A 23,096-nucleotide genomic window follows, 5' to 3' on the forward strand; every position below is an offset into this window, starting at 1 on the left:
AATTCTACGGTTCTACGATTCCGCCGCTCAGGCACCCGCGCCGGTCGCGGCTCGGCTCACTTCCGGTGGTGGAAGGGCTTCAGCAGGTCGGCGAGGTGCCAGTGGTGGTCGCCGGGGTGGCCGGCGGGCTCGGCGGGGCGCTCGCGGCGCTCGTCGGGCGCGTCGAGTCCCCCGAGCGGCGCGGCGTCGGCACCGCTCGCGACGGCGGCGCCCTGCGCGGCGTGCGGGGGGCTGTGCAGGGCCTCGGTGACCATGGAGACCCGGCCGGAACCCATGATGCGCACGACGTGCGCGCCGCAGTTCGTGCAGGTCGGGGTGGTCAGCGGGGACGGGACCCGGGCGCCGTCGGCGATGTAGACGACGAAGGTCCGCCCATGGGAGTCCACGTGGTGCTCTATCTCGTAGCTCTGCTCCCACCCGTGTCCGCACTTCATGCACGCGAAGGCATACGCCTCATGCGCGTTCTGGTCGGACGGATGCCTCGGGTGGGCGATGGGGTGGACACCACTTGAGGTTCCTGCGATCTCGCTCATGGCAGCTCCTCTTGTCCGCAGACAAGTCTCTCCGGGAACGGACGTCCCACCTCCCAGAGAACGCCTTTCCCGGCGGCGATGCGAGCGCCGTTCCCCGTATTGGGAAAAAATTGGCGACTTGATATCGCAAACGCCCGGCATCGATGCCTGAGCTTTAAGGTTCTACGAAAGTCCTTTGCCTGCCGGTGGGCCCTGGCGAGCGGCGTTCTTCGCGGCGACGACCGCGTCGAACACCTCGCGCTTCGGCAGCCCGGCGGCCGCGGCGACGGCGGCGATGGCCTCCTTGCGCCGCTCCCCCGCCTCCTCCCGTACGCGCACCCGCTCGACCAGCTCGGCGGGGTCCAGGTCGGCGGGGCCGGCGGCCGGGGCGCCCTCGACGACGACGGTGATCTCGCCCCGTACGCCCTCGGCGGCCCACGCGGCCAGCTCGCCCAGCGGGCCGCGCCGGACCTCCTCGTACGTCTTGGTCAGCTCGCGGCAGACGGCGGCGCGGCGGTCGTCGCCGAAGACCTCGGCCATGGCGGCGAGGGTGTCGTCGAGGCGGTGCGGGGCCTCGAAGTAGACGAGGGTGCGGCGCTCGTCGGCGGCCTCGCGGAGCCGGCCGAGGCGCTCGCCCGCCTTGCGGGGCAGGAACCCCTCGAAGCAGAACCGGTCGACGGGCAGCCCGGAGACGGCGAGCGCGGTCAGCACGGCGGACGGGCCGGGGACGGCGGTGACCTTGACGCCGCGCTCGACGGCGGCGGCGACGAGGCGGTAGCCGGGGTCCGAGACGGACGGCATCCCCGCGTCGGTGACCAGCAGCACCCGCGCGCCGCCGGCCAGCGCCTCGATCAGTTCGGGGGTACGGGCCGATTCGTTGCCCTCGAAGTAGGAGACGACGCGGCCGGTGGTGTGGACGCCGAGGGCCTGGGTGAGGCGGCGCAGCCGGCGGGTGTCCTCGGCGGCGATCACGTCGGCGGCGGCCAGCTCGGCGGCCAGCCGGGGCGGGGCGTCGGCGACGTCGCCGATGGGCGTGCCGGCGAGGACGAGCACGGCGGGGGCGGGGGTGTCAGTGGATGCGGCGTTCACCGTTCCATCCTCGCAGGGGCTCTCGGTCCGCCCGGCCGCGGCGACCTCCTCCGCGCCGTGCCGCGGCGTCCCACGCCGAGCCGTGCGCCGCCCCGCGACGCGCACAGACGAGTTCCCTACGATGGCGCGGTGACCAGTGATACCGCCACGCAAGCCCAGCAGGGCCGGGCCGCCGACGAACAGCAGCGGAACTGGCGGCGGGGGCTGCGCCGGTTCGGCTACGCGGGCCGGCCGCGGACGGATCTGCGGGAGCGGCTCGTGCCGCCGTTCCCCGAGCCGGGGGTGCGGCTGTGGACCGCGCTCGGCGTCCGCCCCGGGGCCGCGGCGCGGCTGGCGCGCTGCACGGGCTGGGGCGGTCCGCTGCTCGTCACGCTCCTCGCGGGGCTGCTGCGGTTCTGGCAGCTCGGGTCGCCGCGCTCGGTGATATTCGACGAGACGTACTACGCGAAGGACGCCTGGTCGCTGTGGAAGTACGGGTTCGAGGCGTCCTGGCCGAAGGACGCCAATGACCAGATCCTCCAGTCGCCGCAGCACATCCCGGTCAGCGACGCCGCGTCGTACGTGGTGCATCCGCCGGTCGGCAAGTGGGTCATCGGCCTCGGGGAGCAGGTCTTCGGGCTGACGCCGTTCGGCTGGCGGTGCATGGTGGCGCTGCTGGGGACGGCGTGTGTGCTGATGCTGTGCCGGATCGGGCGGCGGCTGCTGCGCTCCACGTTCCTGGGGTGCCTGGCGGGCCTGTTCATGGCGGTGGACGGGCTGGCGTTCGTGATGAGCCGCACCTCGCTGCTCGACTCGGTGCTGGTCTTCTTCGTGGTGGCGGCCTTCGGCTGCGTGCTGCTGGACCGGGACCGGACGCGGGCGCGGATCGCGGCGGCGCTGCCGGTTGGCGCGGACGGGCTGGCCCGCCCGGACGCGGAGGTCGGCGACCGGCTGAAGCTGGGGTGGCGGCCGTGGCGGCTGGCGGCGGGGGTGTGCCTGGGGCTGGCGTTCGCGACGAAGTGGAACGGCGCGGTCTATCTGGCGGCGTTCGGCCTCATGGTGGTCCTGTGGGATGTCGGCTCGCGGCGGCTGGCGGGCGCCCATCGCCCGTACCGCTCGGTGCTGCGGCGCGATGTGCCGTGGGCGTTCCTGTCCACGGTGGTGGTCTCGGTCTGCGTCTATCTGGCGTCGTGGACGGGCTGGTTCGCCAAGAGCGGTACGTACAGCAGGACGGCCGGCTGGCAGCACAGCGGCTATTTCCGGCACTGGGCGGAGACGGAGGGCGGCTACAGCGCGGACGGTTTCCTGGCCGGGGTGCTCAATCCGCTGCGCAGCCTGTGGCATTACGAGACGGAGGTCTGGAAGTTCAACACCGGCCTCACGTCGCCGCACACGTACCAGTCGAACCCGTGGAGCTGGCTGGTCCAGGGCCGCCCGGTGTCGTACTTCTACGAGTCCCCGGGGCCCGGCCAGGACGGCTGTCCCAAGGACGCGGTGGGCAAGTGCGCCCGCGAGGTGCTGGCCCTGGGCACGCCGCTGCTGTGGTGGGCGGCGTGCTTCGCGCTGCTGTATCTGCTCTACCGCTGGGCGTTCAAGCGGGACTGGCGGGCGGGCGCGATCCTGTGCGGGGTCGCGGCGGGCTATCTGCCGTGGTTCAACTACCAGGAGCGGACCATCTTCCTGTTCTACGCGGTGGTCTTCCTGCCCTTCCTGTGTCTGGCGCTGGCGATGATGATCGGGGCGCTGCTGGGGCCGGCCGGCTCCTCGGAGCGCCGGCGGGTGGCGGGCGCGGTGGGCGCGGGGGCGCTGGTCCTGCTGATTGTGTGGAATTTCATCTACTTCTTCCCGATCTATACGGGGCAGGCGCTTCCGCTGGACGCGTGGCGCGATCGGATGTGGTTCGACAGTTGGATCTGAGGGCCGTCCGCGGGGGCCGCACCGACTCACACCACGCGCCTCTCACGTCGCGTAGAGTGCGCGCCGTCAGGTTTTAATCACATGATTAAAAACCCGTGGGGCCTAAGGGGGGCTGGGATTTGCGCACTGGTGTCAAGATCGCCGTCGGCGGGACAATCGCCGCGGTGGTCGGGGTTGCCGGGTACGGCGCCTACAACATGATCGAGGGAGCTTCGGGCAGCTCGAACGCGGCGCACAGCGAACCGGCGCGCACCGGGCCGCCCAGCACGGACGAGATCCACGAGACCGCCAAGGACTTCCTCGCCGCGTGGGCGGCCGGCGACCCGGAGAAGGCGGCGGACTACACGGACAACGCGGCGCAGGCGGTGACCGCGCTCACCGGATACCGCGAGGACGCCCATGTGAAGAAGGTGTCCTTCAAACCGGGCGCCGTCGTCGGCTCCAAGGTGCCGTTCACGGTGACCGCCGAGGTCTCCTCCGGGGAGCACCACGCCACGTGGACGTACGACTCCGCGCTCACCGTGCACCGCGGCAAGAACAGCGGGCGGGCGCTCGTCGACTGGAAGCCCGCCGTGATCCACCCCAAGCTCCAGGTCGGCCAGCACCTGACGACCGGCGGCTCCCACCCCCGGATCACCGCCGTCGACCGGCACGGCAAGGAGCTGAACGACAAGGACTATCCGTCGCTCGTCGCCGTGCTCCCCCAGTTGCGGGAGAAGTTCGGGGACAAGACGGGCGGCGAGGCCGGGGTGGAGGTGTCCATCGAGCCGGACGGCCAGCACACCCTCGGCCCGACCCTGTTCACGGTCTCCAAGGGCAAGCCCGGCAAGCTCCGGACCACGCTGGACGCGGCAGCCCAGCAGGCCGCCGAGAAGGCGGTGAAGGCACAGAAGGAAGCCTCTGTGGTCGCGGTGCAGCCGAGCACCGGCGAGATCCTGGCGATCGCCAACTCCCAGAAGACCGCGTTCAACCCGGCGCTGATGGGGCAGACCGCGCCCGGCTCCACGATGAAGGTCATCACGGCGGCGACCCTGCTGGAGCGGGGCAAGACGGCGCCCGACAAGGCGCTGCCCTGCCCCAAGTACGAGACGTACGGCATGAAGTTCCACAACGTGGAGGGCGCCGCGAACCCCGGCGCGACCTTCGCCCAGGACTTCGCGGCGTCCTGCAACACCGCCTTCATCTCGCTCGCCGAGGACATCCCGGACGACGCGGTGCCGAGCGTCGCCAAGGACGTCTTCGGCATCGGGCTGAACTGGAAGACCGGCCTCGCGACCTTTGACGGCAGCGTGCCGAGCGACAGCGGCGCGGGCAAGGCCGCCGCGATGATCGGGCAGGGGCGGGTGCAGATGAACCCGCTCACCATGGCCTCCGTCGCCGCCACCGCCCGTACCGGCTCCTTCCACCAGCCCTACATCGTCGCGCCCTCCGTCGACGACCGCGAACTCGCCAAGGCCCCCCGGTCGCTGTCCGGTCCGGTCGCCAAGGACCTGCGGTCGATGATGAAGCTGACCGCGACCCAGGGCACGGGCCAGGGCGCGATGGCCGGGCTCGGCTCGGACGTCGGGGCCAAGACCGGCTCCGCCGAGGTCGACAACCAGTCCCGGCCCAACGGCTGGTTCACCGCCTACCGGGGCGATGTCGCGGCCGCCGCCGTCGTCCCCAAGGGCGGCCACGGCGGCGACTCGGCCGGGCCGATCGTCGCGGCCGTACTGCGCGCCGGGTGACGCGGCGGGGACGCGCCGGGTGACGTGCCGGGAGCCGGGGCGTGCGGACGGTGCGCCCCGCCCCGCCCCCGCCACGTGCGAAGACGGCCTCGCGTGGCCGTCACGACCGGCGCTAGCGTCGGGATATGAGCACACCTGACACCGCCCGCGCCCGATCCGCCGACGCCGCCGCCCTCCGCTTCGAGCCGCCCGCCCCGTACGCGAACGGGGCCGCCGGGGACGCCCGCGGGCGCGCCGCGTGACGCCGCTGATCGCGGCGGCGGTGCTCCTGGCCGCCATCACGCACGCCAGTTGGAACGCCATCGCCCACGGCATCAAGGACCAGCTCGTCGCCTTCACCCTGGTGAGCGGCGGCGGGGCGGTCATCGGCGCCGTACTGGCCTGCTGCACGCCGCTGCCCGCGTCCGGGGCGTGGCCGTATCTCATCGCCTCCGCGCTGCTGCACGTCGTCTACCAGGCGCTCTTGATGCGCTCCTTCTCGCTCGGCGACTTCGGGCAGGTGTATCCGATAGCGCGCGGCACCGCGCCGCTGGTGGTGACCGTGCTCGCGGCCGTCTTCGTCGGGGAGATGCCGGACGACTGGCAGGCGGCCGGGGTCGTGGTGGCCTCCGCCGGGCTGCTGGGCGTCGCCCTGTGGGGCATCCGCGGCGCGCGCCCGCACTGGCCGGCGATCGCCGCCGCCGTCGCCACCGGCCTGGCCATCGCCTCGTACACGGTCGTCGACGGCGTCGGCGTACGGGCCTCGGGCACCTCGCTCGGCTACATCGCCTGGCTGATGATCCTGGAGGGCGTCGCGATACCCGCGTACGCGCTGGCCTCCCGGCGCGGCGGGCTGAGGGCGCAACTGCGGCCGTACGCGGTCCGCGGGCTGGCCGGCGGACTGCTGTCGGTCTTCGCGTACGGGCTGGTGCTGTGGGCGCAGACGCGGGCGGAGCTGGCGCCGATCGCCGCGCTGCGGGAATCGTCGATCATCGTGGGGGCGGCCATCGGGGCGCTCTTCTTCAAGGAGCGGTTCGGCGCGCCCCGGGTCGCGGCGGCGGGGCTGATGGTGGTGGGCATCGGCCTTATGCTGCACGCCAGTTGAGGCTCGTGCCCGTATCAGCCCGGTGGCGGCCCGACCACCGCGCGGGCCCGCCCGAACCCCGCCTTTTTTCAAAAAGGTGACATGTATCACAACACCCTGCGGAGCAACTCGCCACCCGGTGAGGGAAATGCCGGGGTTGCAGTAGTTCACTTCAAGACATGCCGTGTGCATGATCCCGGTGAAGGTTTCGGGCCAGGGGGTGCGATGGAATTCCGTCAGCTGATCACGTTTCAAAAAGTGGCGTCGTTAATGAGCTTCACGCGCGCCGCCGAGGAGTTGAGCTACGCCCAGTCGAGCGTGACGAGTCAGATCCGCGCGCTGGAGACGTCGCTGGACGTCGAGCTGTTCGACCGGCTGGGCGGCCGGATCAGGCTGACGGAGGCGGGTGAGCGGCTGCTGGAGTACGCGGAGCAGATCCTCGCCCTCGCCGACGAGGCCCGCTCGGACGTCGCGGGCCGCGACGGACCGGCCGGCACGCTGGTGATCGGCACGATGGAGAGCATCACCTCCTACCGTATGCCGCCGCTCCTGGAACTCTTCCACCACCGCTACCCCCGGCTCCAGCTCTCGCTGCGCCCCAGCCTCTGCGCGGAAACCTGCCACGCGCTGCGGCAGGGCACCTTCGACGTCGGCTTCCTCATGGAGGAGGAGACCGACCGGCCGGGCCTGGAGACGATGATGCTCGCTGAGGAGCCGCTGGTGCTGGTGGCCGCGCCCGACCACCCGATGACCGCGATGCGCGAGCTGACGCTGGACGACCTGCGGGGCGCCTCGGTGGTGGCGACGGAGGCCGGCTGCGCCTACCGCGACCTCTTCGAGGAGGAGCTGAAGGGCGCGGAGATGGCCTCGTTCCTGGAGTTCGGGACCATCGAGGCGATCAAGCGGGGGGTGATGGCCGGGCTCGGGGTCTCGCTGCTCCCGAAGATCACGGTGGCCGCCGAGCTGGCCCGCGGGGAGATGACGGTGCTGCCCTGGCAGCCGCCGTTCAAGGTCTTCACCCAACTCGCCTGGCGGCGCGGGAAGCGGCTGTCGCGCGAGATGAAGCTGTTCATCGACCAGACGGCCCGCCTCATGAAGGAGGAGCCGTCCGCCACGGCCTGCTGACCGCCGCCGCGCCCCGTGCCCGCCGGCCGCGCTGTGGCTTTCGGAGTGGTCAGGCTCACGCCCGTACGGCCGAGGGGCCCCGAGACGGTCGGTCCGACCGTTCCAGGGCCCCTCGGCCTGTCGCTGTGGTCAATATGAATGCCTGGGTGTAGAGGGCGAATCGGTATCAGTAGTGGACGCGGCGGTTCTCCGGGGTCTGGCGGTAGCGGATGCTCCACTGGTTGCGGCGGACGTACGTGCGCTGGAGCCAGCGGTCCTTGCCGTCGTAGCGGGCGGTGAACTGGGTACGGGCGTGCAGCCCCTTGCGGTTGTTGATGAGCAGCGCCTCGCCGGGCCGCAGGAAGACCTCGTGGGCGACCTCGCGGCAGGCCGACTGCACCCGGTCCAGCGCCGCCTGCGCCGCACTCGTCATGGCGCGCACTCCATTGGCCGACGAGGAGATCTCCGGGGTGTCCTCGGGGCCGCTGATGATCGCCACCGGATCGGAGAGCACCTCGGCGTCGCCGGCCACGTCCCGTACGTAACTGCCCGGCGCGTTCAGCCGGAACAGCGGGCTCCGCAGCAGTTCGATGGTGCGGTCGTCCAGCACCCGGACGATGTCCCGGGCGTCCGCGTAATGGGTGGCGGCGATCCCCTCGTGATCGGCGCGCAGGCAGCTCAGGACGAGGAAATCGGGGTTGCTGACGTCATAGCGGCCGATGAGGTCGTGAACGATGTCGTTGTGGAAATTGAGGAAGACGGTGGAGCCCTGGTTGGTCTGCGTCATGGCGCCGCCGGGCACGGGGATGACGTCGTGGACGAGCTGTCCGTTCTTCTCGGTGAGGAAGCCGACCGGCTCGCCCAGCAGCCCCGACAGCGCCAGCAGCACGCCCTCGGCCACGAAGGTCGGCTTGTCCCGGGAGGGGCCGCCGTCGCCGGGCGTCGCGGGGAGCGCGGCGTCGACGGGGAGGTTCTGCACGTAGCCGACGCCCGGGGTGTCGGTGTGCCGGCCGAAGTCGAGGATCTCCTGGAGCAGGTCGATCGGCAGGGTGGCGAAGATCTGGTGGTACCGGGCCATCGCCCGGTCGATGTTCTCGTTCGGATCGGGTTCGGCCGCCAGTCGCCGGCCGATGGCATCGCGCACCGCGTCCGGCAGCACCATGTGTCCGAGGGTCTTGACCGGCGGCTGGGCGGCGGTGGCCGGACGGGCGCTCGGCAGGTTCTCGGCGGCGGGGCGGTTGTCGACGACGGGCGTGCTCATGGCTGTTCTCCTTCGGTTCGGATGATCGGTGCGGATGATCGTGCGAGGGAGGTGCTCAATGGGCGGTGCTAAAGGCTGAACGGGGACGGGGCGGCGGGGCCGGGCTCACAGCGCCCGGATGCCCTCCCGCGGTACGGGCAGCGAGTCGTGCAGCTTCTGGGCGAGTTCCTGCGCCTCGATGTCGTCGGCGGCGATGTGGGTGGTCACCCGGCTGCCCGTGATCTCGGCGACGGGGATGCCCACCGGCCGCGACTCCGGCAGGCCGTGCTGCCGCTGGAAGTGGTCGAGGTCGAGATAGCCGCCGATCAGGGCCAGGTGCGGGCCGTCCTCCAGCCGCACCGTGTCCACGCCCTGGGTGTGGAAGATGCTGTGCGCCCGGTCGGCGTCCGCGGCGTCGGCGTAGGCCAGGACGCGGGAGTGCCGGTTGAGGATGACGGCGGCGGCGGGGGCGCCCTCCGGGCCGATGACGGTGCCCTCCTCGTAGGGGGCCCGGTTGCGCCGGCAGACGAGGGTGATGCCGTGCTTCTTGGCGGTCCGCACCGCGCGGCGGTGCAGCACCTTGGCGCCGTGCAGAGACATCAGCGAGGCGGCGTCGTACGCCATCTCCCGCAGCAGCCGGACTCCGGTGACCAGGTTGGGGTCGGCGCTGTAGACGCCGTCGACGTCGGAGTGGATCTCGCACCGGTCGGCGCCGACGGCCGCGGCGACGAGGACCGCCGAGAGGTCCGAGCTGTTCTTGCCGAGCCAGGTGGGCCGGCCCTCGCTGTCGGCGGCCTGGCCGCCGGGCACCACCACGATGTCGTGGTCCTCCAGCGCCTGCCGCAGGGGCCGCGGGTCGAGGTCGCGGACCTTGGCCCACATGTACGTGCTGTCGGTGGTCAGGCCCAGTTGGTGGCCCGCCAGCACGGTGGCCTTGAGGCCCCGCTGGTGGAGGGCGGTGGTCAGCAGGTGGGCGCTGACGGTGTCGGCGAGGGTCAGCAGTCCGGCGACGCTCGCGTCCTCGGGGTGCTCGTTGACCTGGTGGAGGCGTTCGCGCAGCCGCTCCGTCTCGCCCGGCATGGCGCTGACGACGACGGCCAGCGGCCGGCGCTCGCTCGCCGACCGGGCGGCGAGCGCCTGGGCGAGCTCCGGGTAGGACTGGTGGGTGGCGAAGGTGGAGCCACCGAACTTCAGGGCGATGGGTGTGGCGTTCACGGGGTTCCTAGCGTTCACGGTCACGGCGGTGTCGGTCGTCTCTGCGGTCACAGCACACCTCGCTCGACGAGAGCCTCGGCGATCTGCAGGGCGTTGAGCGCCGCCCCGATGCGCACGTTGTCGGCCACGGCCCAGAGCCAGAAGGCGCGCGGGTTGGTGCGGGTCACGCGGATTCGTCCGACGTGGACGCGGTTGGGGTCGCCCGCGGTGCGCGGGGTGGGGAAGGCGCCCAACTCCTCCCGGTCGTGGACGGTGACCTCGTCGAGCGCGGCCAGGGCCCGTACCAGCTCGTCGCGGTCGACGGGGGCGTCGCACTCGATCCAGGCGGCCTCCGAGTGGCTGTTGACGACGGGCACGCGGACGCAGGTGGCGGTGATGTCCAGATGGGGCAGGCCCAGAATCTTCCGGGACTCCTGGAGCATCTTCTGTTCCTCGAAGGTGAATCCGTCGTCGAGTCTCCGGTCGATGCTGGGGATGACGTCGAAGGCCAGCGAGGGGCTGAAGGTCTTCGAGACGCCTGGGCTGTCGGGGTCCTCCAGGACGGTCCGGACGCCCTCGCGCAGCTCGTCGATGCCCGAGTAGCCCGCGCCGGAGGCCGCTTGGTACGTGCTGACGACGGCCTGCCGGATGCCCCAGCGGTCCTCCACCGCCCGCAACAGGCGGACCAGGGGGATGGTGGAGCAGTTGGGGTTGGCGATGATGCCGCTGGCCGGGCGCTGTTCGAGCTCGTGGGCGTTGACCTGGGGGACGACCAGGGGCGTGGCCGGGTCCATCCGGAAGGCGCTGGTGTTGTCGATGACCAGCGCCCCCTGGGCGACCGCCTTGGGCACCCAGGTGGTGGAGACGGAGCCGCCGGCCGAGAAGAAGGCGACGTCGGTGCGGGAGAAGTCGAAGCCGTCGAGGTCGTGCACCCGGTGGTCGCGGCCCTCCACGCTCACCTCGCGGCCGGCGGAGCGGGCGGAGGCGACGAGGTCGATGGCGCGGTAGCGGAAGCCGCGCTCCTCGATGAGCTGGATGAGGGTGGTGCCGACGACGCCGGTGGCGCCGACGAGTGCGATGCGGGGGGCTGTGGTGTCGTTGACGAGCGGCATGGTGTCCTCCTCGGACGTCGGGGCTCTGAGGTGCGTGGGGCTCTGTGCGGGTCCTTCTCAGACGGTGGTGCGGGGGTCTTCGGGTGGTGGTGCGGGGCTTTCGGGTGGTGGTGCGGGGCTTTCGGGTGAGGGTGCGGGGCTTTCGGCTGGGGGTGCGGGCTCTCAGCCTGCGGTGCGCGATATCGGTGGGCAGTGCGGGTTTCTTGGGCGGTGATGCGTTTGCTGAGCCAGGTGGTGCGGGCGGCGCCTGCGGGTCCTTCTCCGGGCCCGCGGGCCCCGTTCAGCCGTTGGTGCGCCTGGCGGCGGGGGTGCTGGGGGCCTCGGCCCGGAGGGCCTTGGCGGCGGCGGGCTCGTAGCCGGCCGGGGTGCGGCGCAGCCGGGGGTGCCAGCCGAGGTTGATGCCGAGCGAGGCGCCGACGATGAGCGGGATGCCCAGGGCCTGGATCCAACTGATGTGGTGTCCGTAGACGGCCCAGTCGGCGACCATGGCGGCGGCCGGGTAGATGAAGGCCAGGACGGCGATCTTCGAGGTGGGCAGCTTCTGGTAGGCGGAGTACATCAGGACGTACATGACGCCGGTGTGGATGAGGCCGAGGCCGACCAGCCAGGCCCAGCCGCTGCCGAAGTGCGCGCTCTCGCTCAGGGTGGCGAAGGGGAGCAGCAGCGGGATGCCGAGGACGACCTGGACGAGGGCGATCAGGTGCGGCTTGACGCCGGTGACGCGCTTGGTGATGACGGTGGACAGGCCGTAGAAGAGGGCCGCCAGGAGCGCGTAGCCGAGGCCGATCATGTACGTGCTGCCGCCGCGGAGGTCGGACGAGGAGACGCCGGCGACCAGGATGAGTCCGATGAACGCGACGGCCAGCCAGCCGGCCTTGTGCGCGGTGATCTTGTCGCGGAAGAGGATGGCGCCCAGGAGCACCACGAAGAACGGCTGTGTGTGGTAGACGACGGTCGCCACCGAGATCGAGGTGGCCTGGTAGGACTCGAACAGGAACGCCCAGTTGAAGACGATGAACACACCGCCGAGCGCGGCGAGTCCGAGCTTCTTGGGGGTGAAGCCGTGGTTCTTGAAGAGGCCGCGGATCAGGCAGTAGAGGCCGAGGAAGACGGCGCCGAAGACGCAGCGGAAGAAGACCACGTTGAACGGTGAGGCGCCGGACTGCACGACGAAGACGCCGAGGGTGCCGGACAGGAGCATCGCGGCGGTGAGCTCGATGGCTCCGCGCGACTCCTTGTGCGCCGGGGCGGCGGCGGGCGCGGGCGCCGACGCCGATGCTGGTGCGGCCGGTGCGGACGCGGCCGGTGCGGACGCTGGTGCGGGCGCCGCCGGTGCCGACGGTGTCGCCGTCGACGCCGGGGAGGGCGTGGTTGACGTGCTCATGCCATACTCCTTCTCTGGGGGTGATACGGGTCGGGGAACAGCGGGTTTCAGGGGTGGTGGTGCGGGTGGTGCGGCCCTGGCCCGGCGGGCGTCACGTGCCTCGCCTGACGGGGCGTCACATTTGGGGTCCGCGCGGTCAGTACGCGGGGATGGCGTAGTGCAGGCCGCCGTCGAGCCACAGCGCGTTCAGTCCGCGCGGCACGGCCAGGCCGGAGGCCGGCCCGAGGTTGCGTTCGTAGATGTCGCCGTACGTCCCCACGGACCGCAGGATGCGGGTGGCCCAGCCGTCGTCGAGGCCGAGCGCGGGGCCCAGCGCGTCCGCCGTACGGGCGGCCTCCGCGCTCGCGCCCGCCGCGGCCTCCGCGTTCTCCGCGCCGTGCGCCGCGTGTTCGGCCGTGAGGAGGAACTGGAACACCCAGCGGCAGATCCGGAACCACCCCGCGTCGTCGTCCCGCACGGCCAGCGCCATCGGCTCCCGCGAGATCGTCGTCTCCAGCAGCGAGTGCGCCGAGGGGTCGGCCAGTTCGGCGCGGGCCCCGGCCAGGGCGATGCGGTCGAGCACGTAGGCCGCGCAGTCGCCCGCCGCGTAGGCGGCCAGCGCCTCCCCCGGCGTCGGGTAGGCCACGGGCTCGACGGCCAGGCCCCGCGCCCCGTACCAGGCGGCCAGGTTGGCCGCGCTGGTCGTGCCGGCCTGCACCGCGAGCCGCCGGCCGGCCAGCTCGGCCGGGTCCGTGAACCCGGCGGCCGTACGGACCAGGAAGCCCTCGCCGTCGTAGCAGGTGACCCCGGCGAACAGCACCGGGCCGCCGGTCTCCCGGCCGAGCGTCCAGGACAGGTTGCAGGCCACCAGGTCCGCGTCGCCCGCCGCCAGCCGCTCCAGCCGGTCGGCCGGATCGGTCGGCAGCCAGTCCACGGCGTCGGCGTCGCCCAGCACCGCGGCGGCCACCGCCCGGCTGACGTCCACGTCCAGGCCGCGCCACCGGCCGTCGGCCTCAAGCGCCGACAGGCCGCGGATGCCCCGGCTGACGACGGCCCGCAGCCGCCCCTCGCGGCGGACGCGCTCGGCCGTATCGGGGCCGGGCGCCCTCGACCGCTCCCGCACCGCCGCCGTGTTCGCCGCGCCTGTCGCCGTCGCATCCGTTGCCATCGGTGTCATCGGGTCGGTCGTCATCGGGTCGGTCACCGTCGTGTGCATCGCGTGCGTCGTATTCATCGTGGACATCGCGTTCACAGCAGGCTCCTCACGGTGGGTCCGACCAACTGCTCCCGGTCGAAACGGCGTTCGTTGTAGCCGAGCATGTCGATCAGACCGCGCGCGCTGACCGGCCGCCGGTCGCCGCCGGTGTCCGCGACCGGCATCGAGCCGGGGTTGGACCACCTCAGGTCGCCGCCGGGCTCGATGCCGGCCCGCGAGCGGTTGGCGTTGTCGCGGTGCAGGCAGTACGGCACATCGAGGTGGCCGCGGGCGAAGGCGTTCACCAGGGCCGCGCCGACGTCGTCGCCGAACTGGAGCGTCGAGGCGATGAGCATCCGCGCCTCCTCGTAGACGCCGGTCCGGGCCACCGCGGCGACGGGCCGGGGGTTGCGCGCCTCGTCCTCGGCGACCGCCGCCGCGAACTCCAGCGCGTCCACGTTCTCCGCGATCGTCGGTATGCGGTGCGCCTCCACCGCCGTCTTCACGATCAGCCGCTCGGTGCCGCTGCTCACGGCGAGCCGCGCGCTGTCCTCCAGCATCCGGAACGCGCCGATCACGGTGCGCGGGAAGACGCCCATGTACGTGTAGAGGACCACGTGCCAGTCGACGGGCCCCAGCCACTCCCCGGCGAGCCTGCGCAGCGCGGCGAGGGCCTCCAGGTCCTGGTCCGGGTGGGTCTGCTGGGCATAGCTGACGGAGATGGAGCGCACCCCGTGCTGCCGGAAGAACATCGCCTCCAGGACGCTGAGCGCGACCAGCAGACTGGGCGGGCAGAGCTGGCCGAGCATGCAGCCGCCGAAGGTCTCCAGGTGCACCGGTTCCGGCTGGTCGGCCAGGATGCGGCAGCACTCGGCCCACGCGGCGGTCGCCTCGGGCAGCGGCACCCGGCTGTAGGGCAGGCAGTACGAGACGGGGCCGCCCTCCGTGGCGTCCGCGCCGGACTCGACCAGCGCCCGGAACAGCTCCTGCGGCAGCGCCGAGCCGTGCCGGAACTGCACGGGAAAGTCCTCCCCCGCCACGCCGTCCAGCAGCGCCCGCGTGGTGTCCCGGCCGTGCGCCACGACGGGGAAGCCGTTGAGGTCGTCGCCGTCGCGCAGCGCCCGCCGGGCCGCGTCGTGGTCGTTGACGCGGGTGTAGCTGTCGACCGTGACCGTGCCGATGGTGGCGCCGCGGGCGGCCTTCACCGCCTCCAGGCCCGAGCGCATCGTGGCCGTGTCCGCGAATCCCATGCGGGGCTGCACGACGAGCTTGCCCTGTTCGCTGTTGCGCCGGACGAATCGGGAGAAGCGTCCCTGCGGGCTGCCCTGTATCCGCCGGCCCCGTCCTACGCCTACGGTCTCCGCTCCGGTAATCGCCGCCGTGACGCCGTTCATTTCGCACCTCCTTCCGCCGCTCCGGCCAGCTCGCGCCGGTGAGTGTCGTTGTTCGGCAAGGCACCAAGAAAAGAATCAAATTCAGCGAGTCCGGCCTCGGACTCGAAGGCCGCGTCGAAGCCGGCGTCCACCAGCTCGGCGCTGAACTGCGCGTTCGCCGCTCCTCGTACGCCGAGCTTCCCGCCGATGACGACGCGGAGGTCGGCGAGTTCGGCATCGGACCGAATCTTTCGGATAAGACGGAGCCCGTCCAGGTGGCCGTGGCCGTTGACGGTGCTCACCACCAAGGCATCAGGTCTGGCGAGCCGGCATTCGGCGAGGATTACCTCGTCGGGAACGCAGGCACCGAGATTGATCACCTCCCCTCCTCGTTCTTCCAGCAAAAGCTGGAGAAAGACCAGGTTCCACATATGGGCATCTGATGACACGCTGGTGACGACGAATCGTCCGCTGCGTGCCAGGGATATCGTTTCCATTTTGAATCCCTGCCTCGGTAACTCCGACGCATATGAAGTTACGGGCCGCGGCACCCCCGGGTCCACGCTCGCTTGGGGGACAGAAACGATGACCCCATCGGTGCAGCCGATTCCGCAGGTCAGAGGGGGTGCGCAGGGGGTCGCGCAGGGCCCCTCGCGGACCGTTTTCGAGGGCCCTCGCGAGGGGCGCGCCGCTCACTCCCCCTTGAGGACGCCGCGCAGAGAGGTGTTGCCGCTGAGGATGCCGCCGTCCACGGGGAGCGTGATGCCGGTGATCCAGGACGCGTCCCGTGAGGCGAGGAAGGCCACCGCCGCCGCCACGTCCTCCGGCTCGCCGACCCGGCCGAGCGGGTAGAGCAGCGCCGCCCGCTCCAACACGTCTTCCCGGCCACGCCAGTTGGGGGTGCGGATCGTGCCCGGGGCGACGAGGTTGACGCGGACGCCGCGCGCCGCCGACCGGCCCGCCAGGGTACGGGTCAGGCTGGCCAGGCCCGCCTTCGCGGCGCTGTAGGCGTGGTTGCCGAAGTCCTGCTCGCCGTTGACGGAGCCCACGTTGACGATCGCGCCGCGCCCGCCGGCGGCGGCCAGATGCGGCATCGCGGCGCGGGCGCAGCGGAACGCGCCGGTCAGAGTGGTGTCGAGGTCCCGCTGCCAGTGCTCCTCGTCCTCGTCCTCGATGAGCGGGGCGTCGGGGTGGCAGGACATGGCGTTGTTGACGAGGACGTCGAGCCGGCCGAACCGGTCCACGGCGTGCGCGACGGCCGCGTCCACGGCCGCCTGGTCCCCGACGTCGCAGGCCAGGGCCTCGGCGTCGGCGCCGGTCGCGCGGAGCGCGGCGGCCGCGCCCGCCGCGCGTTCGCCGTCGAGATCGGTGAGCAGCACGCGCGCCCCCTCGGCGGCGAACCGGCCGGCGGTGGCGGCGCCGATGCCGCGGCCGGCGCCGGTGACGATGACTGCGTGTCCCTCGAACCTGTGCACCGCGGACTCCTCTGTGATGAGTGCTGCTGGGTGTTGCGTGAGGTGTCCTCAGTGTCCCCCGTGGAGGGGGTGTTTACGGCTGGGCCTCCAGGGATGTCGCGACGGCTCGTACCAGTGCCTGGGCGCGGGGGTCGGCGGTGACGTTGCGTTGCATGCCGTTGGTGACGTAGCCGAAGGCGGTGGCGGACTCCGGGTCGGCGAAGGCGAGGGAGCCGCCGCGGCCGGGGTGGCCGAAGGAGCCGGGGGACAGCAGCGGGCAGGCCGGGCCGTGCAGCATGTGGCCGAGGCCGAAGCGAGTGTTCACGACGAGGACGCGGTCCGGGCCCGCGGACTCCTCCGTACGGGCCAGGGTGAGCGTCGCGGGCGCGAACAGCCTTGGGCGGCCGTCCACTTGGCCGATGAGCGCCGCGTAGAAGCGGGCCAGGGCCTCGGCGGTGGCGACGCCCGCGGAGGCGGGCAGTTCGGCGGCGGCGTAGGCGGGGTCGTTCTCGTCCGGCGGCGGGTCGATGGCGCCGAACGCCCGGCGGGTGAGCGAGTCCGGGTCGCCGTACGCGTCGGTCACCGACTTCTTGGGGCGCACCCGCAGCCCCTGCGAGGCCGGGGGCGCCGGGGCCTCGACGGGGGCGAGCCGGCCGACCCGGCCGCGCTCGGCCTCCGGCAGCCCGATCCACAGGTCGAGGCCGAGCGGCCCTGCTATCTCGTCGGCCACCCAGCCGCCGATGGTCCGGCCCGTCACCCGCCGCACCAGCTCGCCGATCAGCCAGCTATAGGTCTGGGCGTGGTAGCCGTGCGCCGTGCCCGGCGCCCAGGCGGGCGCCTGGGCGGCGACGGCGCGCGGCCCACTGACGCCGTCGACGGCCTCGGCGAGGGCCAGCGGGCGGTCGAGGACGGGCAGCCCGGCGCGGTGCGCGAGCAGGTGCCGTACGAGCACCCGCTCCTTGCCGTTCTCCTTGAACTCGGGCCAGTACCGGCCCACCGGGGCGTCCAGGTCGACGAGGCCGCGCTGGTGCAGCAGGAGCGGCGCGGCGGCGGCGACGCCCTTGGTGGCGGACCGTACGACCTGGGCGGTGCCCCGCTCCCAGGGCGCCGCGCCGGGCCGCTCGGCGTCGGCGTCCCGCGCCCCGCCCCACAGGTCCACGACCTTGCGGCCGTCCCGGTAGACGACGACGGCGGCCCCGCGCTCGCCGCGCCGCGCGAAGTTCGCCGCGAAGGCGTCCCGGACGGGTTCGAAACCGTCCGCCACCGTGCCCTGGACGTCCACCACTGAACCGCGCTCCCACTTGTGCCCGTGCCGGTAGCAGCCCGCACGACCGTGCGCGTACCGCGTGTACCGATTACTGTCGATTGCTTCTGGTTGCCTTGTTTACACCTCCATGGTGCAACGCGCCCGCGGCTCCTCGCGGACCGGGGTCAGCGCACCGGCACGGTAACCGAACGCGGGTCGAATCCGAAGGGCAGTTCCAAGCGGTGGGCACGCATCAGGGCGTCGTCGCACAGCAGCTCCTGGGTGGTGCCGTCGGCCGCGATGACGCCGTCGCTGAGCACGGCGGCGCGCGGGCACAGCTCCAGCGCGTACGGCAGATCGTGCGTGACCATCAGCACCGTCACGTCCAACGACCGCACGATGTCGGCGAGTTCACGCCGGGAGGCGGGGTCGAGGTTGGAGGAGGGCTCATCCAGGACCAGGATCTCCGGCTCCATGGCGAGCACCGTGGCGACCGCCACGCGCCGCCGCTGGCCGAAGGAGAGGTGGTGCGGCGGCCGGGCCGCGTAGGCCGCCATGCCGACGCGTTCCAGCGCCCGTACGACCCTGTCCGCCAGCTCCGGGCCGCGCAGCCCGGCCGCCGCCGGGCCGAACGCGACGTCCTCGCGGACCGTCGGCATGAAGAGCTGGTCGTCGGGGTCCTGGAAGACGATGCCGACCCGGCGGCGGATCTCGGCGAGGTTCCGCTTCTCCACGGGCAGGCCGGCGACGCGCACGGTGCCCGCGCCCGCGTCGAGGATGCCGTTCAGGTGCAGGACGAGGGTGGTCTTGCCCGCGCCGTTCGGCCCGAGCAGCGCCAGCCGCTCGCCGCGGGCGACGGTCAGGTCGACGCCGAAGAGGGCCTGGTGGCCGTCCGGGTAGGCGAAGGCCAGCCCGGACACTTCGAGGGACGGCGGTGCCGTCAGGTCAGGGGCCATGTTCATGCGGTGTTCCATCCGGTGTTCCATCCGATCAGGCAGACCACGAGCGCGGCGGCGGGCAGTACGGCGGCGCGGGCCCATTGCGCCCGGGTCGCGGCCAACTCGTCGATGACGGGCATGGACCCCGCGTAGCCGCGGCTGACCATGGCCAGGTGGACGCGTTCGCCGCGCTCGTACGAGCGGATGAACAGCGCCCCGGCGGTCTTGCCCAGCACCCCCCAGTGGCGCACGCCGCGCGCCGTCCAGCCGCGCGAGGCGCGGGCCACGTGCATCCGGCGCAGCTCGTCCGTGATGACGTCGCCGTAGCGGATCATGAAGGACGTGATCTGTACGAGCAGCGGCGGCAGCCGCAGCCGCTGGAGCCCCAGCAGCAGGGCGCGCAGCTCGGTGGTGGCGGCGAGGAGCACGGACGCGGCGACGCCGAGCGTCCCCTTGGCGAGGATGTTCCACGCGCCCCACAGCCCGGACTCGCTGAGCGACAGCCCGAGCACGTCCGTCCGCGCGCCCTCGGCCACGAACGGCAGCAGCACCGCGAACGCCACGAACGGCACCTCGATCAGCAGCCGCTTGAGGACGAAGCCGGGCGGCACGCGGGCCGCCGCCGCGACGACCGCGAGCAGCAGCGCGTACAGGGCGAACGCCCAGAGCGCGGTGCGCGGCGTCGAGACGACGACGAGCACGAAGCAGAAGACGGCCGCGATCTTGCAGTGCGGCGGGAGCAGATGCACGGGCGAGGACCCGTGCCGGTAGAGCCGGTGCGCGTGGCCCGCGCCCATGTCAGGCGGCCCCTCGCTCGCGGGCCTCGGCGGCGGTGCTTCGGGTACGGCGGCGGTGGACGGTCCAGGCCACCCCGGTGCCGACGACGAGGGTCGCCCCGACCCCGATGACCCCCGCCAGCCCCCCGGCCAGCCGGACGTTGGAGACGTCCTTGACCTGGTAGTCGGCGAGCGGGGAGTCCTTCGCCGCGTGGTCCTCGGTCTTCCGGTCGATGCCCTTGTCATGCGCCACCTTCTCCAGCCCGTCGGGGCTGGCGGAGGCGTAATAGCTCCCGAACCCCGCGAGCGCCAGCGCCGCGACGAGCCCGACGAGCTTGACGCGACGGGTGGAGCGCACGGGGGCCGGGGCCGCGTCGGCGACGGGGGCCGGGGGCGCCCCGGTGCCCGCGCCCGTACCCGCGCTCGCGCCCGTACGAGCGTCAGCGGCCGGACCGGCGGCAGGACGCGAGGCGGGGGGCCGGCCGGCACCGGGGGTTTGCCCCGGCCCCGGGCCGGAGGGCTGGCCGGCGCCCACGCCCGTACGAGCGTCAGCGGCAGGACGCGAGGCGGCGCCGGCGCCGGTACGAGCAGCGGCGCCCGTACCCGCGACCGGCTCTGAACCGGTACCCGCGCCCATACGCGCGCTGGCGTCCGTACCGGCGGCCGCGTCCGACTCGGCGACCGCTCCCCTACCGGCGTGGGTGTCTGCCGACGAGCCCGAGCCCGAGCCCGATCCGGCCGGGGAAGCCGTGCCCGCCGGCGAGGCGCCGGCCCCCGCCGTGCGGATCTCCAGCCGGGCCGCGAGGCCCCTGGCTCCGTGGACGAGGTCGGGGCGGACGGCGAGGACCGCGCCGACCGTGAGGGCGGTGATGGCGGCCTCGCCGATGCCGATCAGCGCGTGGACGCCGACCATGGCCGTGAAGACCTTGCCGATGGCGATGTCGGTGGTGCCGCCGAGGGCGTAGAGCGCGGTGAAGACGACGGCCGCGGCGGGCACGGAGACCAGGGCCGCGACGAAGGACGCGGCGGTGACGCTGGAGCGGCGCCGCGGCAGGACGGTGAGCAGCAGCCGGAAGAGGGCGTAGGCGACGGCCGTCGTCGCCACCGCCATGTCGGTGATGTTGACGCCGAGGGCGGTGAGCCCGCCGTCGGCGAAGAGCACGCCCTGCATCAGCAGGACCACGGATATGCAGAGCACACCCGTGTACGGGCCGACGAGTATGGCGGCCAGCGCGCCGCCCAGCAGATGGCCGCTGGTACCGGCGGCGACGGGGAAGTTGAGCATCTGGACGGCGAAGACGAAGGCCGCGACGAGCCCGGCGAGCGGCGCGGTGCGTTCGTCGAGCTCGCGGCGCGCGCCGCGCAGGCTGACGGCGACGGCCGCGGCGGCGACGGCGCCGGCGGCCAGGGAGACTGGGGCGTTGATGAATCCGTCGGGCACGTGCATGGCGGGACTCCGCTTCCGCCGGACCGCGGTCCGGCTCTGCTCAGTCGATCGCTGCTCAGTCGTGCGCTGTTCCGTGGTGCGGCACCGGACCGCGGCCCGCCCACCCGGAACGGGCCGCGTTCCGCATGGCGGGTCGCCCGATGATAGGGCCGCTCTGCGAAGCGCTCGCAAGAGCGTGCGGGACGCTGCTGCGCGCCTCTTGCTCACTCTGCCCACCGCCACGGGTGGCGGACACCGGGCGTACCCCAAATGCTGGGCCCGGGAGGTGTCTCCATGACCACGGCCACCACACAGGCCCCAGCGGCCCCGCCCGAACTGAGCAGGCGCCGGACGAATCTCGTGTTCGTGACGATCGTGCTCGGCATGCTGCTGGCCGCGCTCGACCAGACCATCGTCTCGACGGCGCTGCCGACGATCGTCGCGGATCTCGGCGGCGGCGGGCACATGGCCTGGGTGGTGACGGCGTATCTGCTGGCCGAGACCGTCTCGACGGTGCTGGTCGGCAAGTTCGGCGACCTGTTCGGCCGGAAGCTCGTCTTCCAGCTCAGCGCGGTCGTCTTCGTCGGCGGCTCGATCCTGGCGGGCGCCGCCAACAGCATGCTGATGCTGGTGGCCGCCCGCGCGGTCCAGGGCATGGGCGGCGGCGGGCTGATGGTCACCGCGATGGCGCTCATCGCGGACGTCATCCCGCTGCGCGAGCGCGGCAAGTACCAGGGCGCGCTCGGCGCGGTCTTCGGCGTCACCACGGTCGTCGGGCCGACGCTGGGCGGGCTCTTCACCGACCACGCGACCTGGCGCTGGTGTTTCTACGTCAACATCCCGGTGGCCATCGTCATGGTCGCGATGGCGGCCCGTACGATCCCCGCCGTACGCTCCGCCGTCCGCCCCCTTATCGACTACCTGGGCATCGTCCTGGTCGCGCTCGGCGCGTCGGGGCTGGTCCTGGGGCTGGAGTGGGGCGGCAACGAGTACCCGTGGGGCTCGGGCGTCATCATCGGCCTGTTCGCCGGCTCGGTGGTGCTGCTCACCGCGTTCGTCCTGGTGGAGCTGCGGGCGGCGGAGCCGATGCTGCCCATGCACCTCTTCCGCAACCCCGTCTTCACCGTCTGCTCCGTGCTCAGCTTCATCGTGGGCTTCGCGATGCTCGGCGCGATGACGTATCTGCCGACGTACCTCCAGTACGTGGACGGGGTGTCGGCCACCATGTCGGGCGTGCGGACGCTGCCGATGGTCGTCGGGCTGCTCGGCACGTCCATGCTCTCCGGGCTCGTCGTCAGCCGTACGGGCAGGTACCGGATCTTCCCGATCATCGGCACCGCCGTGATGGCGCTCGGCCTGTACCTGATGTCCACGATGGGGCGGACCACCGGACCGTGGCTGGAGTCGCTCTACATGTTCGTGCTGGGCCTCGGCATCGGCCTGGCCATGCAGGTCCTGACGATCGCGGTGCAGAACACGGTCGCGTACCACGAGCTGGGCTCCGCGACCTCCGGCGTCACGTTCTTCCGCACGCTCGGCAGCTCCTTCGGCACCGCCATCTTCGGCACCCTCTACAGCAACCGGCTGGGCCCCAACCTCGAATCCGCCCTGGCCAAGGCGCCCGGCACGCCCGCCTCCGCCGCGCAGAGCCCCCAAGGGGTCGCGCGGCTGCCGGCGGCGCAGGCCCGGCCCGTCATCGACGCCTACGCCGACACCGTGAACTACGTGTTCCAGTGGGTCGTGCCGGTGGCGCTCGTCGGCTTCGTCGTCGCGTGGTTCCTCAAGGAGGTGCCGCTGCGCGACAGCGCGCGGGCCGGGGCCTCCGACATGGGCGAGGGGTTCGCCGCCCCCTCGTCGGCCGAGGCGGACCGGCAGTTGGAACGGGCCGTGGCCGGGGTGATGCGCAAGGCCCACGGCGGCCCCGTGAGCCGCCAGATCCTCACCGAGTCCGGGTCCCGGCTCACCGCCGCCGAGGCGTGGGCACTGGGCCAGGTCCACTGGCGCGAACGGGTGGGCGGCGGCGCCACGCTCAGCGCCATCGCCACCGCGCACCGCATGCCGCCGGAGGTCCTGGAACCGGCCTTCGCCCGCACGGCGCAGGGCGGCTACCTGCGCCTGTCCGGCGACCACCTCGCCCTGACGGCCGCCGGCGAGGAGGAGATCGCCCGCCTGGGCGCCGCCTGGCGCTCCTGGCTCGACGCCCACCTCGAAGACTGGGACATCACCGACCCCGAGGACCGCGCCCGCCTCGACCGCGCCCTCGACAACATGGCCGCCAGACTCCTCGACGAGGCCGCCCAGGAACGAGAACGCACAGCGGTATAGCCGATCAAGCCCCCGCTCGGCCCACCCAAATCAAGCCCGTCCGGCGCCACCCGACCACCCAGC

The 23,096-nt window shown here is 72.6% G+C and carries 19 protein-coding genes; 5 read left to right on the forward strand and 14 right to left on the reverse strand.

The window, feature by feature from the left end; genetic code table 11:
- Nucleotides 1-56: 56 nt before the first annotated feature.
- On the reverse strand, nucleotides 57-533 hold the full coding sequence (locus tag IF55_RS31420) for a hypothetical protein (protein ID WP_030888478.1): 477 nt from the start codon (nucleotides 531-533) through the stop codon (nucleotides 57-59).
- A gap of 162 nt (nucleotides 534-695) precedes the next feature.
- Nucleotides 696-1,601, reverse strand: a complete 906-nt coding sequence (gene rsmI / locus IF55_RS31425) for a 16S rRNA (cytidine(1402)-2'-O)-methyltransferase (protein WP_245661547.1) — start codon at nucleotides 1,599-1,601, stop codon at nucleotides 696-698.
- 129 nt (nucleotides 1,602-1,730) lie between these two features.
- Here rsmI and IF55_RS31430 point away from each other — a divergent pair, with 129 nt between their 5' ends.
- From IF55_RS31430 to IF55_RS31445, 4 genes are all read left to right on the forward strand, one after another.
- Entirely contained in the window at nucleotides 1,731-3,497 is a 1,767-nt protein-coding gene (locus tag IF55_RS31430; protein ID WP_030888485.1) for a dolichyl-phosphate-mannose--protein mannosyltransferase, read from the forward strand.
- Nucleotides 3,498-3,616: 119 nt separating this feature from the next.
- Entirely contained in the window at nucleotides 3,617-5,224 is a 1,608-nt protein-coding gene (locus IF55_RS31435; RefSeq protein ID WP_030888488.1) for a penicillin-binding transpeptidase domain-containing protein, read from the forward strand.
- Nucleotides 5,225-5,462: 238 nt separating this feature from the next.
- On the forward strand, nucleotides 5,463-6,308 hold the full coding sequence (locus tag IF55_RS31440) for a DMT family transporter (protein WP_030888491.1): 846 nt from the start codon (nucleotides 5,463-5,465) through the stop codon (nucleotides 6,306-6,308).
- A 204-nt stretch (nucleotides 6,309-6,512) separates the two neighbouring features.
- Nucleotides 6,513-7,412, forward strand: coding sequence for a LysR family transcriptional regulator (locus IF55_RS31445; protein ID WP_030888493.1), 900 nt, complete (start codon nucleotides 6,513-6,515; stop codon nucleotides 7,410-7,412).
- A 166-nt stretch (nucleotides 7,413-7,578) separates the two neighbouring features.
- Here IF55_RS31445 and IF55_RS31450 read toward each other — a convergent pair whose 3' ends face one another.
- From IF55_RS31450 to IF55_RS37825, 12 genes are all read right to left on the reverse strand, one after another.
- Nucleotides 7,579-8,652 carry a TauD/TfdA family dioxygenase gene (locus tag IF55_RS31450; RefSeq protein ID WP_211270066.1) on the reverse strand — a complete coding sequence of 358 codons (1,074 nt, stop codon included), beginning with the start codon at nucleotides 8,650-8,652 and terminating at the stop codon, nucleotides 7,579-7,581.
- Between the two features lie 105 nt (nucleotides 8,653-8,757).
- Nucleotides 8,758-9,846, reverse strand: a complete 1,089-nt coding sequence (locus IF55_RS31455) for an amino acid kinase family protein (RefSeq protein ID WP_030888502.1) — start codon at nucleotides 9,844-9,846, stop codon at nucleotides 8,758-8,760.
- Between the two features lie 47 nt (nucleotides 9,847-9,893).
- Nucleotides 9,894-10,937 (reverse strand): aspartate-semialdehyde dehydrogenase, encoded by a 1,044-nt coding sequence (locus IF55_RS31460; RefSeq protein WP_030888504.1) that lies wholly within the window; start codon nucleotides 10,935-10,937, stop codon nucleotides 9,894-9,896.
- A 280-nt stretch (nucleotides 10,938-11,217) separates the two neighbouring features.
- Nucleotides 11,218-12,138 carry a DMT family transporter gene (locus IF55_RS31465; protein WP_030888508.1) on the reverse strand — a complete coding sequence of 307 codons (921 nt, stop codon included), beginning with the start codon at nucleotides 12,136-12,138 and terminating at the stop codon, nucleotides 11,218-11,220.
- 319 nt (nucleotides 12,139-12,457) lie between these two features.
- Nucleotides 12,458-13,543 (reverse strand): transporter substrate-binding domain-containing protein, encoded by a 1,086-nt coding sequence (locus tag IF55_RS31470; protein WP_245661551.1) that lies wholly within the window; start codon nucleotides 13,541-13,543, stop codon nucleotides 12,458-12,460.
- 5 nt (nucleotides 13,544-13,548) lie between these two features.
- Nucleotides 13,549-14,889 carry a methylaspartate mutase gene (locus IF55_RS31475; RefSeq protein ID WP_078645579.1) on the reverse strand — a complete coding sequence of 447 codons (1,341 nt, stop codon included), beginning with the start codon at nucleotides 14,887-14,889 and terminating at the stop codon, nucleotides 13,549-13,551.
- The gene (locus IF55_RS31480) at nucleotides 14,886-15,365 is read right to left on the reverse strand and encodes a cobalamin B12-binding domain-containing protein (protein ID WP_048832870.1); all 480 of its coding nucleotides are present in this window, start codon (nucleotides 15,363-15,365) and stop codon (nucleotides 14,886-14,888) included. Before IF55_RS31480 ends, IF55_RS31475 begins: the two co-directional genes overlap by 4 nt.
- 195 nt (nucleotides 15,366-15,560) lie before the next feature.
- Nucleotides 15,561-16,343 carry an SDR family NAD(P)-dependent oxidoreductase gene (locus IF55_RS31485; protein WP_030888522.1) on the reverse strand — a complete coding sequence of 261 codons (783 nt, stop codon included), beginning with the start codon at nucleotides 16,341-16,343 and terminating at the stop codon, nucleotides 15,561-15,563.
- A gap of 73 nt (nucleotides 16,344-16,416) precedes the next feature.
- Nucleotides 16,417-17,607 carry a serine hydrolase domain-containing protein gene (locus IF55_RS31490; RefSeq protein WP_030888525.1) on the reverse strand — a complete coding sequence of 397 codons (1,191 nt, stop codon included), beginning with the start codon at nucleotides 17,605-17,607 and terminating at the stop codon, nucleotides 16,417-16,419.
- Between the two features lie 146 nt (nucleotides 17,608-17,753).
- Nucleotides 17,754-18,530: an energy-coupling factor ABC transporter ATP-binding protein gene (locus IF55_RS31495; RefSeq protein ID WP_398245126.1), complete on the reverse strand. Its 777-nt coding sequence runs from the start codon at nucleotides 18,528-18,530 to the stop codon at nucleotides 17,754-17,756.
- The gene (cbiQ, locus tag IF55_RS31500; RefSeq protein ID WP_030888530.1) at nucleotides 18,527-19,303 is read right to left on the reverse strand and encodes a cobalt ECF transporter T component CbiQ; all 777 of its coding nucleotides are present in this window, start codon (nucleotides 19,301-19,303) and stop codon (nucleotides 18,527-18,529) included. The genes IF55_RS31495 and cbiQ overlap by 4 nt, the downstream gene beginning before the upstream one ends.
- Before the next feature lies 1 nt (nucleotide 19,304).
- Nucleotides 19,305-20,729, reverse strand: coding sequence for an energy-coupling factor ABC transporter permease (locus IF55_RS37825; protein ID WP_030888533.1), 1,425 nt, complete (start codon nucleotides 20,727-20,729; stop codon nucleotides 19,305-19,307).
- A gap of 273 nt (nucleotides 20,730-21,002) precedes the next feature.
- Here IF55_RS37825 and IF55_RS31510 point away from each other — a divergent pair, with 273 nt between their 5' ends.
- A complete protein-coding gene (locus IF55_RS31510) occupies nucleotides 21,003-23,033 on the forward strand; it encodes an MDR family MFS transporter (RefSeq protein ID WP_030888534.1) in 2,031 nt (676 codons plus the stop codon).
- Nucleotides 23,034-23,096 lie beyond the last annotated feature (63 nt).

The sequence above is a fragment of the Streptomyces varsoviensis genome, from assembly GCF_000718635.1.
GTDB classification, from domain to species: domain Bacteria; phylum Actinomycetota; class Actinomycetes; order Streptomycetales; family Streptomycetaceae; genus Streptomyces; species Streptomyces varsoviensis.